General features: G+C 73.6%; 16 protein-coding genes, 1 pseudogene and 1 riboswitch. All 17 genes and pseudogenes read right to left on the bottom strand.

The annotated features are described in order from the left end of the window. Positions 1 to 93: 93 nt before the first annotated feature. The 17 genes and pseudogenes from FB455_RS07825 to rpe all read right to left on the bottom strand — a co-directional run bounded on the left by FB455_RS07825 (position 94) and on the right by rpe (position 15,289). Positions 94 to 2,688 carry a phenylalanine--tRNA ligase subunit beta gene (locus tag FB455_RS07825; protein WP_145752704.1) on the bottom strand — a complete coding sequence of 865 codons (2,595 nt, stop codon included), beginning with the start codon at positions 2,686 to 2,688 and terminating at the stop codon, positions 94 to 96. A 27-nt stretch (positions 2,689 to 2,715) separates the two neighbouring features. Then, positions 2,716 to 3,777, bottom strand: coding sequence for a phenylalanine--tRNA ligase subunit alpha (gene pheS, locus FB455_RS07820; RefSeq protein ID WP_013285543.1), 1,062 nt, complete (start codon positions 3,775 to 3,777; stop codon positions 2,716 to 2,718). Between the two features lie 168 nt (positions 3,778 to 3,945). Beyond that, the gene (locus FB455_RS07815) at positions 3,946 to 4,830 is read right to left on the bottom strand and encodes a TrmH family RNA methyltransferase (protein ID WP_030271069.1); all 885 of its coding nucleotides are present in this window, start codon (positions 4,828 to 4,830) and stop codon (positions 3,946 to 3,948) included. Between the two features lie 32 nt (positions 4,831 to 4,862). Next, the gene (rplT, locus tag FB455_RS07810) at positions 4,863 to 5,255 is read right to left on the bottom strand and encodes a 50S ribosomal protein L20 (protein WP_013285541.1); all 393 of its coding nucleotides are present in this window, start codon (positions 5,253 to 5,255) and stop codon (positions 4,863 to 4,865) included. 32 nt (positions 5,256 to 5,287) lie between these two features. Then, positions 5,288 to 5,482 (bottom strand): 50S ribosomal protein L35, encoded by a 195-nt coding sequence (gene rpmI / locus FB455_RS07805; protein WP_007075851.1) that lies wholly within the window; start codon positions 5,480 to 5,482, stop codon positions 5,288 to 5,290. A gap of 19 nt (positions 5,483 to 5,501) precedes the next feature. After that, complete coding sequence (gene infC, locus FB455_RS07800; protein ID WP_013285540.1) at positions 5,502 to 6,149, bottom strand: translation initiation factor IF-3; 648 nt, start codon at positions 6,147 to 6,149, stop codon at positions 5,502 to 5,504. 325 nt (positions 6,150 to 6,474) lie between these two features. Beyond that, entirely contained in the window at positions 6,475 to 6,948 is a 474-nt protein-coding gene (locus tag FB455_RS07795) for a PH domain-containing protein (RefSeq protein WP_030271068.1), read from the bottom strand. Further along, positions 6,945 to 7,907 carry a DMT family transporter gene (locus tag FB455_RS07790; protein WP_030271067.1) on the bottom strand — a complete coding sequence of 321 codons (963 nt, stop codon included), beginning with the start codon at positions 7,905 to 7,907 and terminating at the stop codon, positions 6,945 to 6,947. Before FB455_RS07790 ends, FB455_RS07795 begins: the two co-directional genes overlap by 4 nt. Next, the gene (gene hisG, locus FB455_RS07785; RefSeq protein ID WP_013285537.1) at positions 7,904 to 8,749 is read right to left on the bottom strand and encodes an ATP phosphoribosyltransferase; all 846 of its coding nucleotides are present in this window, start codon (positions 8,747 to 8,749) and stop codon (positions 7,904 to 7,906) included. Before hisG ends, FB455_RS07790 begins: the two co-directional genes overlap by 4 nt. A 43-nt stretch (positions 8,750 to 8,792) precedes the next feature. Next, on the bottom strand, positions 8,793 to 9,056 hold the full coding sequence (locus FB455_RS07780; RefSeq protein ID WP_013285536.1) for a phosphoribosyl-ATP diphosphatase: 264 nt from the start codon (positions 9,054 to 9,056) through the stop codon (positions 8,793 to 8,795). Between the two features lie 44 nt (positions 9,057 to 9,100). After that, positions 9,101 to 9,598: a 6,7-dimethyl-8-ribityllumazine synthase gene (gene ribH, locus FB455_RS07775; protein WP_013474910.1), complete on the bottom strand. Its 498-nt coding sequence runs from the start codon at positions 9,596 to 9,598 to the stop codon at positions 9,101 to 9,103. 4 nt (positions 9,599 to 9,602) lie between these two features. Then, on the bottom strand, positions 9,603 to 10,868 hold the full coding sequence (locus tag FB455_RS07770; RefSeq protein WP_030271066.1) for a bifunctional 3,4-dihydroxy-2-butanone-4-phosphate synthase/GTP cyclohydrolase II: 1,266 nt from the start codon (positions 10,866 to 10,868) through the stop codon (positions 9,603 to 9,605). Continuing rightward, positions 10,865 to 11,560: a nicotinamide riboside transporter PnuC gene (gene pnuC / locus FB455_RS07765; protein ID WP_030271064.1), complete on the bottom strand. Its 696-nt coding sequence runs from the start codon at positions 11,558 to 11,560 to the stop codon at positions 10,865 to 10,867. Before pnuC ends, FB455_RS07770 begins: the two co-directional genes overlap by 4 nt. Further along, a pseudogene (locus tag FB455_RS07760) lies at positions 11,550 to 12,171 on the bottom strand (riboflavin synthase); the annotation flags it as partial. The gene pnuC and the pseudogene FB455_RS07760, both read right to left, overlap by 11 nt. Position 12,172: 1 nt before the next feature. Continuing rightward, positions 12,173 to 13,234: a bifunctional diaminohydroxyphosphoribosylaminopyrimidine deaminase/5-amino-6-(5-phosphoribosylamino)uracil reductase RibD gene (ribD, locus tag FB455_RS07755; RefSeq protein ID WP_030271062.1), complete on the bottom strand. Its 1,062-nt coding sequence runs from the start codon at positions 13,232 to 13,234 to the stop codon at positions 12,173 to 12,175. Positions 13,235 to 13,404: 170 nt separating this feature from the next. Next, positions 13,405 to 13,577: riboswitch (FMN riboswitch) on the bottom strand. 73 nt (positions 13,578 to 13,650) lie between these two features. Beyond that, positions 13,651 to 14,607 (bottom strand): response regulator, encoded by a 957-nt coding sequence (locus FB455_RS07750; RefSeq protein WP_013285530.1) that lies wholly within the window; start codon positions 14,605 to 14,607, stop codon positions 13,651 to 13,653. Between the two features lies 1 nt (position 14,608). Further along, complete coding sequence (gene rpe, locus FB455_RS07745; RefSeq protein WP_013285529.1) at positions 14,609 to 15,289, bottom strand: ribulose-phosphate 3-epimerase; 681 nt, start codon at positions 15,287 to 15,289, stop codon at positions 14,609 to 14,611. Between the last annotated feature and the right edge of the window lie 255 nt (positions 15,290 to 15,544).

Below are 15,544 nucleotides of genomic sequence, written 5' to 3'. Positions count from 1 at the left end.
CCATGAGATGACGTTCACCAGCGGCTCGCGTGAGCCGGCGTGTTAAAAGGGGCCCCCTCCTCTACCGGAGGCGTTAAGAGGGGGCCCCTCCTTTCATGCGCCGCGCAGGGTGGCGCCGAAGCGCTCGGCGGCTACCGCTACCGCCGCGTCGCGCGCGGCCACCGCCTCCTCGCCCGCGAGGGTCCGGTCCGGGGCGCGGAACGTCAGCTTGTACGCCAGCGACTTGCGTCCCTCGCCGAGCTGCTCGGAGGTGTAGACGTCGAACAGGCGGACGTCCTCCAGCAGCGCGCCCGCGCCCTCGACCAGCGCCGCCCGCACCTCGGCCGCCGGCACCGCGTCGTCCACCACCAGCGCCACGTCGATCAGGGCCGGCGGGAACGTGGAGATGGTCGGCCCGGCCGCCAGCGGGGCGGCGGGCAGCGCGTCCAGGTCCAGTTCCATGGCGCTGGTACGCCGGGGCAGCTCCAGCGCGGCCAGCACGGCCGGGTGCAGCTCACCGGCGTGGCCGACGACCACGTCGTCCACCACCAGTTCGGCGCAGCGGCCCGGGTGCCAGGGCGCCCGCTCCCCGGCCCGTACCGTCACCCGGTCGGCGGGGATCCCGGCGGCGTCGAGCACCGCCCGGCCCGCCTCGACGGCGTCCGCCCAGCCGGCCGTGCGGCCCGCGCCCCACCAGCCGGCCGGTTCGATCTCGCCGGTGAGCGCCACCGCGACGTGCCGGGGCTGGGCGGGAACGACCGCGTCGGCGGCGGCGAACTCCTCGTCGGTGGGCCGCCGGTCCACGCCCATCGCGGGCGGGGTGCCGGCACCGGGACGCGGGTGGAAGACCGTGCCGATCTCGTAGATCGCCACGTCCCGCTGGCCCCGGCCGACGTTGCGCTTGACGATGCCGAGCAGCGGGCCGAGCAGCGTGGTGCGCAGCAGCGGCTCCTCCTCCGACAGCGGGTTCGCCAGCCGTACCGCGGGGCGGCGCGGGTCGTCGGCGGGCAGGCCGAGCTGGTCGACCAGTTCCGGCGCGACGAACGGCTGCGCCAGCACCTCGACGTAGCCGCGCTCCGCGAGCGAGCGGGCGACGGCCCGGCGACGCTGCTGCTGCCAGGTCAGGCCCCGGCCGCGCGGCGCGGTGGGCAGCACCGACGGCACGCGGTCGTAGCCGTCGAGGCGTACCACCTCCTCCACCAGGTCGGCCGGGTCGGTCAGGTCGGGACGCCAGCTCGGCGGCGTGACGGTCAGCACCTCACCGGCACCGGCGCCCGGGCCGACCCCGGCCGTGCCGACGGTGCCCGGGTCCTCGGCGAGCCGGTCGGTGCCGCGGGTGACGGTGCAGCCGACCTGCTCCAGCAGCTCCACCACCCGGTCCGGCGAATAGGTCACGCCGACGCGCCGCGACGGCAGGTCCACCGGCAGCGTGACAGGCGTACGCGGCGCGACGTGGTCGATGTCGAGCACCTCCTCGCCAGCCGTACCACCGGCGAGGTCGGTGAGCAGCCGGACCGCCTTCTCCAGCGCGACCAGCGGCAGCGCCGGGTCCACGCCCCGCTCCCAGCGCTTCGCGGCCTCGCTGAACAGTTTGTGCCGCCGCGCGGTACGGCCGACGGTGGCCGGATCCCAGTGCGCCGCCTCGAACAGCACGTTCGTGGTGGAGGCGAGCACCTCGCTGGTCTCGCCGCCCATCACCGCGGCGAGCGAGATCGGAACGCCGGCGTCCTCGCCTGCGAGGGCGTTGGGCAGCCCAGCGTCGCAGATGACCAGGTCCTCGGCGGACAGCGTGCGGTTCACCCCGTCCAGCGTGGTCAGCTTCTCCCCCGCCTCGGCGCGGCGCACCACGAGCGTGCCGGCGATCCGGTCCGCGTCGAAGGCGTGCATCGGCTGGCCGAGTTCGAGCATCAGGTAGTTGGTGATGTCGACGGCGAGCGAGATGCTGCGCACCCCGGCCACCGTGAGCCGCTGCCGCATCCAGCCGGGCGTCTCGACCGTCGGGTCGACGCCGCGCACCATCCGCGCCGCGAACCGGTCGCAGCCGACCGGGTCACGGACCTCGACCGGGTACGCGGGCTCGGCGGTCGCGCCGGGCGCGGGCGCGTCGGCCGGGTCGCGGAACGGCACGCCGAGCGCGTGCGACAGCTCCCGGGCGATGCCGCGCACGCTCAGCGCGTACCCGCGGTCCGGGGTGATCTCCATCTCGACCACGACGTCGTCCAGGCCGACGACGGGCCGGGCGTCGTCGCCGGGCTGGGCCTTGACGTCCTCGGGCAGCACGACGATGCCCGAGTGGTCGTCGCCGAGCCCCAGCTCCTGCGCCGAGCAGATCATGCCGTGGGAGTTGCGCCCGTACGTCTTGCGCGCGCCGATCGCGAACCCGCCGGGCAGCACGCCGCCGGGGAGGATCACCACGACCTTGTCGCCCACGGCGAAGTTGCGCGCCCCGCAGACGATCTCCTGCGGCTCACCGGTGCCGTTCGCGGCGCCGACGTCGACCCGGCAGAAGCGGATCGGCTTCTTGAAGCCGGTCAGCTCCTCGATCTCCAGGACCTCGCCGACGACCAGCGGGCCGGTGACCGACTCGCGCAGGTCCACCACGGACTCGACCTCGATGCCGAGGTCGACCAGCGCCTGCTCCAGGTCGCCGGTGGGCAGGTCGGCCGGCAGGTCCACGTACTCCCGCAGCCAACTGACAGAGACTCGCATGACTGTTTAAACCACCGTTCCCGTAGCTCAGGCGCCGAACGCGCGGGTGAACCGCACGTCGCCCTCGGCCATGTCCCGCATGTCACTGACGCCGTGCCGGACCATCACGGTCCGGTCGATGCCCATGCCGAACGCGAATCCGGAGTAGACCTCCGGGTCGATGCCGCAGGCGCGCAGCACCCGCGGGTTGACCATGCCGCAGCCGCCCCACTCGACCCACTGCGGGCCGTCCCGGTGCTCCGGGAACCAGACGTCGAACTCCGCCGACGGCTCGGTGAACGGGAAGTAGTGCGGCCGCCAGCGCGTCTTCGCACCCTCGCCGAACATGGCCCGGGCGAAGTGGTCGAGCGTGCCGCGCAGGTGCGCCATGGTGATGCCCTTGTCCACCACGAGGCCCTCGACCTGGTGGAACACCGGCGCGTGGGTGGCGTCCAGTTCGTCGGTGCGGTAGACCCGGCCGGGCACCACCACGTAGATCGGCGGCTTGCGGCTGAGCATGGTGCGCGCCTGCACCGGCGACGTGTGGGTGCGCAGAACAAGGCCCGAGCCTTCGGGTGCGATGTGGAACGTGTCCATCAGGCCGCGCGCCGGGTGGTCGGCCGGGATGTTCAGCGCGTCGAAGTTGGTCCACTCCAGCTCGACCTCGGGGCCCTCGGCCACCTCGTACCCCATGCCGATGAACAGGTCGCTGATCTGCTCCATCAGCACGCTCAGCGGGTGGCGGGCTCCGCGCGGCCGGCGGTCGTACGGCAGGGTCACGTCGACCCGCTCCTCGACCAGTACCCGCGCGGCCCGTTCCCGGTCCAGGATCTCCTGCCGGGCGGCGTACGCGGACTCGATGGCCCGGCGGGCCTCGTTGACCCGCTTGCCGGCGTCGGCCTTGGCGGCCGGCGGCAGCGCGCCGATCTCCCGGCGGGCCAGCGACACCGGGGACCGGTCACCGAGGTGCGCGGGGCGCAGCGCGGTGAGCGCGTCCGGGTCGGTGGCCTCGGCGAACGCCTTCTCGGCGTCGGCCACGGCCCCGGCCAGGGCGTCCGGGTCGAGCAGGGCGACCTGCTTCGGGTCGTACGGATCGTTGCGGTAGCTCATGGTGAACGGGCACTCCCTCACGGCGGCGCCGACCCTCGCGGGTGGCTAGGCGAGTCTACGGACGCGCGGCTTCGCCGCAGCCCGCCGGTGGGGAGTCGTGCAGGGGGAAGGGTCAGGCCCGCCGCCCGCCGACACCGGCGGGCTGGCTAAACGAACGCCATGGCGCGTTCATGACGAGGCGGACTCCCCTGCTGTCTCTCGCGTGCCCCGGGGGACACGCAGTGCTCTGGCGGAAGAATACAGGCAGACGGCCGCCGCCGCAGCCAGGTTCAGGCTCTCCGCGCGCCCGTGCAGCGGCACCCGGACCCGGGCGTCGGCGGCGCCGGTCAACTCGTCGGGCAGGCCGTGCGCCTCCGAGCCGAACAGCCACGCGGTGGGGGCGGCCAGCCGTCCCGCGTCGGCGAGGTCGTCCAGGTCGCTGTCGCCGTACCCGGTGGTGGCCAGGATCTCCAGGCCGGCGGCCCGCAGCGCCTCGACGGCGGCGAGCGGGTCGGCGGCGCGCACCACGTCGACGTGGAAGAGGCTGCCGGCGGAGGCCCGCACGCACTTGCCGTTGTAGGGGTCGACCGCCTCGCCGGCGAAGACCACAGCGCCCGCGCCCGCCGCGTCGGCGGTACGCAGCACGGTGCCGGCGTTGCCCGGGTCACGGATCCCGGCGAGCACCGCGACCAGGCGCGGCCCGCGCGCCACTGCCTGCTCCAGGGGTACGTCGAGGTGCCGGCACACCGCCACCAGGCCCTGCGGCGCGACGGTCTCGGCCAGCGCGGCCAGGGCGTCGTCGGTCACCTCGGAGACCGGCACGTCGGCGCGGGCGGCGGTGGCCGCGAGGTCGGCGTACCTGTCGAGTGCCGCCGGGGTGCCGAACAGCTCGACCACGGTGCCGGTGCGGGCGAGCGCCTCACGGACCGCCTGCGGCCCCTCGGCCAGGAACCGGCCGGCCTGGTCGCGGTCGCGCCGGCGCTGCAACCGGCGGGCGGCAACGACCCTCGGGGTACGCGGGGTGAACGGTCCGGGAACGGCGTCGAGGCGCCTCCCCTGCGACTGTGACTGCATGGGAGACGCCTCGATCTGCCGTACGGGGTGGGTCAGGCGGCCTGAGCCGCGGCGCCACCGGTGCCCTCGGCCGCCACGGCGGCGCGGGCCAGCTCGACGATCGCCGCGAACGCGGCGGCGTCGTTGACGGCCATGTCGGCCAGGATCTTCCGGTCGACCTCGATGCCGGCCAGGCGCAGGCCCTGGATCAGGCGGTTGTAGGTCAGGCCGTTGGCCCGGGCGCCGGCGTTGATCCGCTGGATCCAGAGCTGCCGGAAGTCGCCCTTGCGGTCGCGACGGTCCCGGTAGGAGTACTGCATCGAGTGCAGCACCTGCTCCTTGGCCTTGCGGTACAGCCGGGAGCGCTGACCGCGGTAACCGCTCGCGGTCTCCAGCAGGGTACGACGCTTCTTCTGGGCGTTCACAGCCCGCTTGACGCGTGCCATCTCAACTCCTTCTTCGGTTCAGGTGGCTCGCGTCAGCGGCCGAGCAGCTTCTTGATGCGCTTGGTGTCGGCCTTGGCCAGCTCGACGGTGCCGGTCAGCCGACGGGTCTGGGTGCTGGGCTTCTTCTCCAGGTTGTGGCGAAGGCCGGCCTGCTGGGCAACGATCTTGCCCTTGCCGGTCACCTTGACCCGCTTGCCCATACCCGTGTGGCTCTTCATCTTCGGCATTGGAACGTCTTCTCCCCTGTTACTGGCCGCTGGTCTCAGCGGTCGTGCCGGTCTCACCGGCTGCTGCGGTCTCGCCGGCCGCCGGGGTCTCGCCGGCCGGAGCGGCCGGTTCCTCCGCTGCCCGGTCGCGCGGTCCACCGCGGGACGCCGTGGCGGCGACCGCGGAGGCCTTGACGGCCCGGTGCGGAGCGAGAACCATGATCATGTTTCGGCCGTCCTGCTTCGGCGCGGCCTCGACGTATCCAAGGTCCGTGATCTCGGACTCGAGCCGGCGCAGGAGCCGGTAGCCCAGCTCCGGGCGGCTCTGCTCCCGACCGCGGAACATGATCGTCACCTTGACCTTGTCGCCGGCCTTGAGGAACCGCACCACGTGACCCTTCTTGGTCTCGTAGTCGTGCGGGTCGATCTTCGGCCGGAGCTTCATCTCCTTGATGACGGTCTGCTGCTGGTTACGCCGCGCTTCGCGCGCCTTCAGTGCGCTCTCGTACTTGAACTTGCCGAAGTCCATGAGCTTGCACACCGGCGGGCGCGCCATCGGCGCAACCTCGACCAGGTCCAGGTCGACGTCCGCGGCCAGCTGCAGGGCGCGCTCCAGCGGGACGATGCCCACCTGCTCACCCTCAGGGCCGACCAGTCGGACCTCACGTGCCCGGATCTGCTCGTTCACGCGTGGTTCGACGCTGATGGGGCCTCCTCGAGTCGAGTCTCCTACGGTGCCGACTCCGTGGGCTCCCGGGTGGGAGCCGACCCGGAAAGCAGAAGGCCCCGGCGTATGCCAGGGCCCACTCGACCGGTCGGCACGATCACAGGATCGCGCATCCGGCGTCGGGACGTGCCCGAAACCGGGGACCGGACCCGGCCACCGTGGCGGCGACTCGGGTGGGAGCGGGCGCTCCGCTTCTCGACCGCCCGCGCGTCAGGGACGGGGGCAGTCTGGTCGACTCCGCAACACTACACCCTCGGCCCAGGCCAGCCCAAACCGGGCTCGCTGGTCAGCGGGGTGCCGACTGGCCGGCGGACAGCGCCGCCAGGTGCGCCTGGTGCAGGCGGCGCAACGCGCGGACCGCCTCGACCGCGCTCTCCTTGTCGGCGGCCTGCAAGGCGACCATCGGCAGCAGGTCGTCGTCGTGCAGCTCCAGGCTGGCCCACGGGGCGCCCCTGTCGAACCGGACACCGCGGACGACCTCCCACGGCAGCTCGTACGAGCTGAACACGTTGCGCACCCGGACGCCCCTGGCGTCGGCGATCACGCGAGGGCGGGTGAACAGCAGGAAGCCGAGCGCGCCGAAGACACCCAGGCCGATCATGGCGAACTGGTCGCCGCGCTGGAACGTGCCGTAGCCGTTGCCGGTGGCGCCGGTCAGCGACGTCGCGACGAGGCTGAACACCACGATCAGCGTGACGGCCGACACCCAGCAGACGACCCGGACGCGGCGGGGTCGCACGGTCACCACGGAATCGCTCACCCGACCAGTCTGCCATCCGGTTCGGGCGCGCCTTCGGCCGCCACACGCTCCGGGCCACGCCGGCGCAGGCTGGTGACCACCACGGCGAGCAGCGTGAGCAGGGCGCCGGCCAGCACCGGCAGCCGGACACCGGGGCCGCCGGGCAGCACCAGGTCCAGCAGCAGCGCTCCGCCGAGCTGCCCGGCCACCAGCGCCAGGCCGGTACGCAGCACCCCGGCGGCGCGTACCCCGACCAGCAGCGAGAGCACGATGCCGACGCCGAGCAGGCCGCCGACGTAGAGCCACCACTGGGCAGGCCAGCGGGGCTGGCTCGCGAGCGCTCCGGTCAGCGCCGCGACCGCGCCGATCAGCACTGTGCTGACCGCGAAGTTGACAGCGAGGCCGGCGGCCGGGCCGACCGAGGCGGCGACCCGGCCGTTGAGCGCGGACTGCCCCGCCACCGCCAGCCCGCCCAGGACGCAGAGCAGCACCAGCCCGACCGCCAGGTCACCGACCGGGCGGCCGAGCTGGGCGAGGGCCACCGCGCCGACGCCGAGCACCGCGCCGCCGACCCGGGGCACTGTGAGCGGCATCCGCCCGGTCGCGGCCAGCCCGGCCCGGTCCACCGCGAGACCGCCGAGGCTGCCGCCTGCCACCTGGGCGATAGTGAACACCGCCACCCCGAGCACCGGCACCACCACCGGGGCGACCAGCACGATCACCGCGCCGCCCACCCCGCCGAGGTACGCCCACCACGGCAGCCCGGAGCGGCGCAGCCCGGCCAGCCCGGCGCGCATCGACGGCAGCGCCACGATCCCGGCCAGCACCAGCAGGCAGCCGCCGAGGTTGTTGACGACCGCGCCGAGGACCGGGGCACCGGTCCGCTCCCCCATCTCGGCGTTGACCGCGCCCTGGGCGGCCGAGGCCACGCCGCCGGCCACGACCACCGCGAGCGCGGCCGGGAGCGGCAGCGGTCTCACAGCCGGCAGGCGTGGATGTTGGTGACGAGGATCGCGCGGGCGCCCAGCTCGTACAGCTCGTCCATGATCCGGTGGACGTCGTCGCGGAGCACCATCGCCTGCACCGCGACCCAGCCCTCCCGGTGCAGCGGCGAGACGGTGGGCGACTCGATGCCGGGGGTCAGCGAGCTGGCCCGGTCGAGCAGGCCGGCCGGGACGTCGTAGGCGAGCATCACGTACCGGCGGGCGACGAGCACGCCGTGCAGCCGGCGCTGCAACTGCTCCTGCTGCGCGCCGCCGGGAGCACCGGCGCGGCGGACCAGCACCGCCGAGGAGCGCAGCAGCGGCTCACCGAAGACCACCAGGCCGGCCTGGCGCAGCGTCGCGCCGGTCTCCACCACGTCGGCGACCACGTCGGCCACGCCGAGGCGGATGGCGTTCTCCACCGCGCCGTCCAGGCGGATCACGTCGGCCTTGACGCCCAGCTCGGCCAGGTGCCGCTCGACCAGACCCGGGTACGCGGTGGCGATACGGTGCCCGCCGAGCTGCTGGACGGAGGCGACGTCGTCGGGCCGGGCGGCGAACCGGAACGTGGCCCGCCCGAAGTTGAGGTCGACGATCTCCTCGGCCGGCGCGCCGGAGTCGATCAGCAGGTCGCGGCCGGTGATGCCGACGTCCAGGTCACCGGAGCCGACGTAGGTGGCGATGTCCTTGGGGCGCAGGTAGAAGAACTCGATGTCGTTGGCCTCGTCCCGGCAGACGAGGTCCTTCGGGTCGGTGCGCTGGCGGTAGCCCGCCTCGCGCAGCATCCCGGCGGCCGACTCGGCCAGGGCGCCCTTGTTGGGTACTGCGACACGCAGCATGGGAGTGCTCCTTCGTTCGATCGGATGATCAGCGGACGGGCACTCAGAGATGTCGGTAGACGTCCTTCAGTTCCAGGCCGGTGGCGAGCATCAGCACCTGCGCCTGGTAGAGCAGCTGGGAGATCTCCTCGGCGGCCCGCTCCGGGCCCTCGTGCTCGGCGGCCATCCACGACTCGGCCGCCTCCTCGACGACCTTCTTGCCGATGAAGTGCACGCCCTTGGCGAGCGCCTCGACGGTGCCCGAGCCCGGGGTGCCGGCGGCGGCCTTGGCCTGCAGCTCGGCGAACAACTCCTCGAACGTCTTCACGGAAGGCGATTCTTCCAGCCGCTCCTGGTGACGGGCCGGGTGGGTCAGGCGAAGCCGACCCGCTGGGCGGACTGGGCGTCGAGGGCGCGGACGGCCAGGGCGGCGTCCAGCGCCGCCACGGTCGCCGACCAGCCCTTGTCCTCGGCCGAGCCGGGCAGCCCGGCCCGGTCGCGGGCCTGCTCGACGGTGTCCACCGTGAGGACCCCGTGCGCCACCGGCTTGCCCTCGTCCAGCGCCACCCGGGTCAGCCCCTCGGTGACCGACTTGCAGACGTAGTCGAAGTGCGCCGTCGCGCCGCGTACCACCACGCCGAGCGCGACGACCACGTCGAAGCGGCGGGCCATCGCCTGGGCCACCACCGGCAGCTCCACCGAGCCGGCCACCCGGGCCACCACTGCCCGCGCCCCGCACGCCTGCGCGGCGGCCACCGCACGCTCGGTCATGTGGTCGGTCAGGTCGCCGTGCCACCGGGCGGCCACCACGCCCACAGTCATCCCGGCGGCGTCCACCGCGGTCACGCCCGGCTCACCGAAACCCGCCATCGCCCTACGCTCCGATCTCGTCACCGGCGACCGGGCGGCCCATCGGCGCCTCGGTCACCTCGTCCAGTCCGTCCAGCAGGTGGCCCATCCGGTCCCGCTTGGTGCGCAGGTAGCGCACGTTCTCCGGGTTGGAGCGCACCGGCAGCCCCTCCCGGCCGGTCACGGTGAGGCCGTACCCCTCCAGCCCGGCCCGCTTGGCCGGGTTGTTGGTCAGCAGCCGCATCGACCGGACGCCCAGGTCGTAGAGGATCTGCGCACCTGTGCCGTAGTCGCGGGCGTCGGCCGGCAGGCCCAGGTCGAGGTTCGCGTCCACGGTGTCGCGGCCCTGGTCCTGGAGCTGGTACGCCTGCAGCTTGTGCAGCAGGCCGATGCCCCGGCCCTCGTGCCCGCGCACGTAGAGGACCACGCCGCGGCCCTCCTGCGCGACCCGGGCCAGCGCGGCCTGCAACTGCGGCCCGCAGTCGCAGCGCAGCGAGCCGAACACGTCGCCGGTGAGACACTCGGAGTGCACCCGCACCAGCACGTCCCGCCCGTCGCCGAGGTCACCCATGACCAGCGCCACGTGTTCGGCCGGGTCGTGCTCGGCGCGGTAGCCGAGCGCCCGGAACACGCCGTACGGGGTGGGCATCCGAGCCTCGGCGGCCAGCTCGACCTGCTTCTCGGTACGCCGCCGGTGTGCGATCAGGTCCGCGATGGTGACGAGCGTCAGCCCGTGCTCGGCGCAGAACTTCTCCATGTCCGGCAGGCGCATCATGGTGCCGTCGTCGTTCACCAGCTCGCAGAGCACCCCGGCCGGGCGCAGCCCGGCCATCCGGGTCAGGTCCACCGCCGCCTCGGTGTGCCCGGGACGGCGCAGCACCCCGCCGGCGCGGGCGCGCAGCGGCACCACGTGACCGGGCCGGGCCAGGTCGGTCGGGCCGGTGGCGGCGTCGGCGAGCAGCCGGATGGTGTGCGACCGGTCGGCGGCCGAGATGCCGGTGCTGACGCCCTCCCGGGCGTCCACAGTCACCGTGTACGCGGTGCCGCGCCGGTCCTGGTTCGTGTGGTGCATCGGCGGCAGGTCGAGCCGGTCGCACTCGTCCTCGGTCAGCGGCACGCAGATGTAGCCGGAGGTGTACCGGACCATGAACGCGACCAGCTCCGGGGTGGCCAGCTCGGCCGCGAAGATCAGGTCGCCCTCGTTCTCGCGGTCCTCGTCGTCGACCACGACCACCGGACGCCCGGCGGCGATGTCCGCCACCGCCTGCTCGATCGAACCGAACGTGCTCATGCCACGGCCTCCGAGTACGTCGCCGGGATCGGGGCGGGCGCGGTCGCGACGGCCCGGGAGGTGCGCCACCAGCTGTACAGGCCTGCGGCGCAGAACGCGCCGTAGACCAGGTACATGGCGGCCGACGGGTAGAAGCCACCGCGCAGCAGCAGCGGTACGCCGACCGCGTCGACGGCGATCCAGATCAGCCAGAACTCGACCCAGCCGCGGGCCATGCCGTACGTGGCGAGCAGGCTGCCGACCAGGATCCAGGCGTCCGGCAGCGGCCCCCACGAGCCGAGCGCGGCGAGCACCGGGTACGCGGCGGCGGTGCCGACGGCGGCGGCCACGAGCAGGCCGAGCCGCTCCGGCCAGGTGGCCCAGCGCGGCACCACGGCAGGCTCGTCCCCGCCACCGGCACGCCGGTTGCGCGACCAGCGCCACCAGCCGTACACGCTGACGGCGAAGAAGAAGACCTGCCGGCCGGCCTGGCCGTAGAGGTCGTGCGCCTGCGGGGTGACGAAGACACCGCCGAGGAACACGGTGAACAGCAGCGCGTTGCCGATCATGCCGACCGGCCAGGCCCAGACCACTCGGCGCAGCCCGAGCAGCGCCGAGCCGAGCCCGAAGACGTTGCCGACGATCTCCCGGACCAGCACCGGCGAGCCGGCCACCTGCACCTGGGCGTCGAGCAGCCAGCCGAGCGGGCCCATCACCGGGCACCCCCCGCGCCGCGGTCGCCGAGCAGCCGCTCGACGTACTTGGCCAGCACGTCCACCTCCAGGTTGACCGGGTCGCCGATCCGCTTCGTGCCGAGCACGGTGAGCTTGAGCGTGGTGGGGATCAGGCCGACCGAGAACCAGTCGTCGCCCGCCTCGGCGACGGTCAACGACACGCCGTCGACGGTGATCGAGCCCTTCTCCACCACGTACCGGGCCACCCCGGCGGGCAGCCGGAACCGCACGGTCTCCCACTGCGCGGCGGGCTCCCGGGCGACGATCTCGCCGACGCCGTCGACGTGGCCCTGCACCAGGTGCCCGCCGAGGCGGCTGTTGAGTGCGGCGGCCCGTTCCAGGTTGACCGGGTCGCCGGGGCGCAGCGCGCCGAGCGCGGTACGGCGCAGCGTCTCGCCCATCACGTCGGCGGTGAACACGCCGCCGTCGACGTCGACCACGGTGAGGCAGACGCCGTTGACGGCGATCGAGTCGCCGTGCCGGGCGTCCGAGGTGACGAGCGGGCCGCGGATGGCGACCAGCGCGGAGTCGTCGCCGGTCTCGGTGCTCCGGACGATCTCGCCCAGTTCCTCGACGATGCCGGTGAACATGTCAGCTCTCCCTCTTCCGGGGCAGCGCGGTGATCCGCAGGTCGGGACCGACCCGCGTAACGTCGGTGATCTCCAGATCGATGGCGTCGGCGATGGTGCTCACGCCGGCGTCGAGCAGCGCGGTCGGGCCGGCGCCGAGCAGCTTCGGCGCGACGTACCCGACGATCCTGTCGACCAGGCCGGCGGCGAGGAACGCGCCGGCCAGCGTCGGCCCGCCCTCCAGCAACGCGGCCCGCACGCCCCGGTGGTGCAGCTCCGCCAGCAGCGCCGGCAGGTCGACCCGGCCGTCCGGCCCGGCGCCGACCTCCGCGGCGGTGGCGATCCACGTGCGCGCGGCGCCGTCGCGGACCCGGGCGTCGGCCGGGGTACGCCCCGAGCTGTCCACCACCACCCGCAGCGGCTGCCGGATGGCCATGGTGCCGTCGCGCAGGTTGCGGGCGGTCAGCCGGGGGTCGTCGGTGAGCACGGTGCCCACCCCGGCGAGCACCGCGTCGACGGTGCCGCGCAGCGCGTGCACGTCGATCCGGGCCGCCTCGGAGGTGATCCACATGCTGGTGCCGTCGGCGGCGGCGGAACGCCCGTCGAGCGTGGCCGCGTACTTCCAGATCACGTACGGCCAGCCGCGGCGCATCGAGGTGAGCCAGGCGACGTTGCCGGCCTCGGCCTCCTGCGCGCGTACCCCCAAAGCGACCTGGACCCCGGCGGCGCGCAGCGTGGCGGCGCCGCCGGAGGCGACCGGGTTGGGGTCGGGCACGGCGATCACCACGCGGGACACCCCGGCGGCGATGAGCGCGTGGCTGCACGGGCCGGTGCGGCCGGTGTGGTCGCAGGGTTCCAGGGTGACCACCGCGGTGCCGCCGCGGGCCCGCGTGCCAGCCTGGGCCAGCGCGACGATCTCCGCGTGCGGGCCGCCGGCGTACGCGTGGAAGCCCTCGCCGACGACCTCGCCGTCGGTGTCGAGCAGCACGCAGCCGACCACCGGGTTGGGGCTCGTGGCGCCGAGGCCCCGCGCGGCCAGTTCGATGGCACGACGCATCGCCTCGTCGACGGAGACGCTCGCCATGGCCGCCTGTCCTCCCGCTCGCCGGTCGCGCGCGGGCGGGGTTCGGGAGGAACGGCCACGAAAGCCGCGGACACGCGGCGGCGGAGAACCCGGGGACGGCGACGCCGACCCCGGGGAGCCCACGCGGCGGCTGAGGGTGCTCAGCGGCCGGCAGGGGCCTCCCCCGTTCCGCGCGCTGTCTCCCATCCGGACTTTCTGGGGGCGGACGAGCCGCACCCCAACCGTCGGCCCCGGATTTTCACCAGGTCCACCGTCCGGCCGAAGCCGTCCGGGTCGCGGGCTTACCACGGTCGGACCGTGGATCACCGCCGGTTCGGAATTTCACCGAGCCCCGCCAGCGCGTGGTGGGTATAGGGGAAGTCTTACACGTTCCGCCCGGGCGCGCGCCACAGAGGCGAGCTACCTCACAGGACCGGTCAGGTGACGCCGCGCCGGCGGTCCACCGCCACGTACGAGCCGGGCTGGCTCTTGGCCACCGTCTTCATCTCCGAGGCCACCGCGATCGCCTCCAGCGGGTCGGTGAACCGCTTGCCGGAATCGGACAGCGACACGCCGATGGAGAGCGTGACGAGCGCGGCGCGGCGGATGTTGCCGCGCCGGTCCTTCAGCTCGACGAAGCCGCGTTCCCGGTCGGTGGCGTCGTAGAGCGCGTCGGCGGCCTTCTCGAAGTCGACGACGGCCCGGCTGGTCAGCGGCCGGACCTGGCTGGGCGCGCAGACGATGACGAAGTCGTCGCCGCCGACGTGGCCGAGGAACGCCGGCGGCAGCCCGATCGACACCACCGCCCGGTGCAGGCTGCGGGCCAGCGCCGAGATGAACTCGTCGCCGCGCACGAAGCCGTACCGGTCGTTGACGCTCTTGAACCGGTCGATGTCGATGTAGCCGACGGCGTAGTCGACGCCGTTGCGTACCCGGTCGCTGATCTCCCGCCGGATCCGGCTGTTGCCGGGCAGCCCGGTCAGCGGCGAGACCTCCCGGAACTCCTTGTTGCGCCGCAGCGTGGAGTTGACCCGGGCCACCAGTTCCAGCGTGTCGAACGGCTTGACCAGGTAGTCGTCCGCGCCGACGCTGAGCCCGTTGACCTTGTCCTGGGTCATCCCCTTGGCGGTCAGCATGATCACCGGCAGGGCCGAGGTCATCGGGTCGGCGCGCAGCCGCCGGGTCAGCTCCAGCCCGTCGATGCGCGGCATCATCAGGTCGACGACTGCGAGGTCGGGCCGCTGCCGCTCGATGACCTCCAGCGCCTCCTGGCCGTCGGCGGCGTGCAGCACCTCGAAGCCGTGCAGGCGCAGGTTGAACTCGACGAAGCGGGCGATGTCCTCGTCGTCGTCGACGACGAGGATCACGTCGGGTCGCTCGCCGGCCGGGTCCATCTCAGGCCCCGGTCATCGCGCGTTCCGCCAGGCCCCGCAGGCGGCGTACCGCCTCCGCGGGATCGTCGGCGCCGTAGACGGCGGTGCCCGCGACGAACGCGTCGGCGCCGGCCGCGGCGGCCTGCTCGATGGTGTCCGCGGCGATGCCGCCGTCGACCTCGATGCGCAGCTCCAGGTGCCCGCTGTCGACGTGCCGGCGGGCCGCGCGCACCTTGTCCAGCAGCTGCGGCAGGAAGCGCTGGCCGCCGAAGCCGGCCTTGATCGTCATGATCAGCAGCGTGTCGAAGCTCGGCAGCAGTTCGAGGTACGGCTCGATCGGGGTGTCCCGGTCGATCGCCAGCCCGGCCTTCGCCCCGGCCGAGCGCAGGTCCTTGGCCAGCGCCACCGGGTCGTCGCACGCCTCGGCGTGGAACGTGACGTTGTACGCCCCGGCGTCGGCGTACCCGGGCGCCCAGCGGCGCGGGTCGGTGATCATCAGGTGCACGTCGAACGGAATCCCGGTGACGGCGCGCAGGCTCTGCACCACCGGCAGCCCGATGGTCAGGTTGGGTACGAAGTGGTTGTCCATGACGTCGACGTGCAGCCAGTCGGCGGCGGGCTCCACGGCACGGACCTCGTCGGCGAGGCGGGCGAAATCGGCGGCCAGGATGCTGGGCGCGACGATCGGCGGCGGTACGGTCACGGGGCCAGTGTACGAACGCGGTGATCCGGAGGTAGCGGCACGGCTCCCGGAGCGACCAGCGGTGATCCTTCCGTCACCCGTGGTGCACCATCCGGCCGTCCGGAGAAAAAATCGGCACGAATAGTCGCCGGTGACTGGCCGATCGATTGAAAGATGACGAAACTCCTACAGGGACGGTCACGTATGCTGCACGCCCGGGCGCGGGGGACGCCGGTCGGGCCTATGACGACCGGCTGTCATCTCTCCCGGAAGGGG

Source organism: Micromonospora sp. CNZ296 (assembly GCF_007827635.1).
The sequence above is the reverse complement of the archived record's forward strand: the minus strand, read 5'-3'. Positions and strand labels throughout refer to the sequence as shown.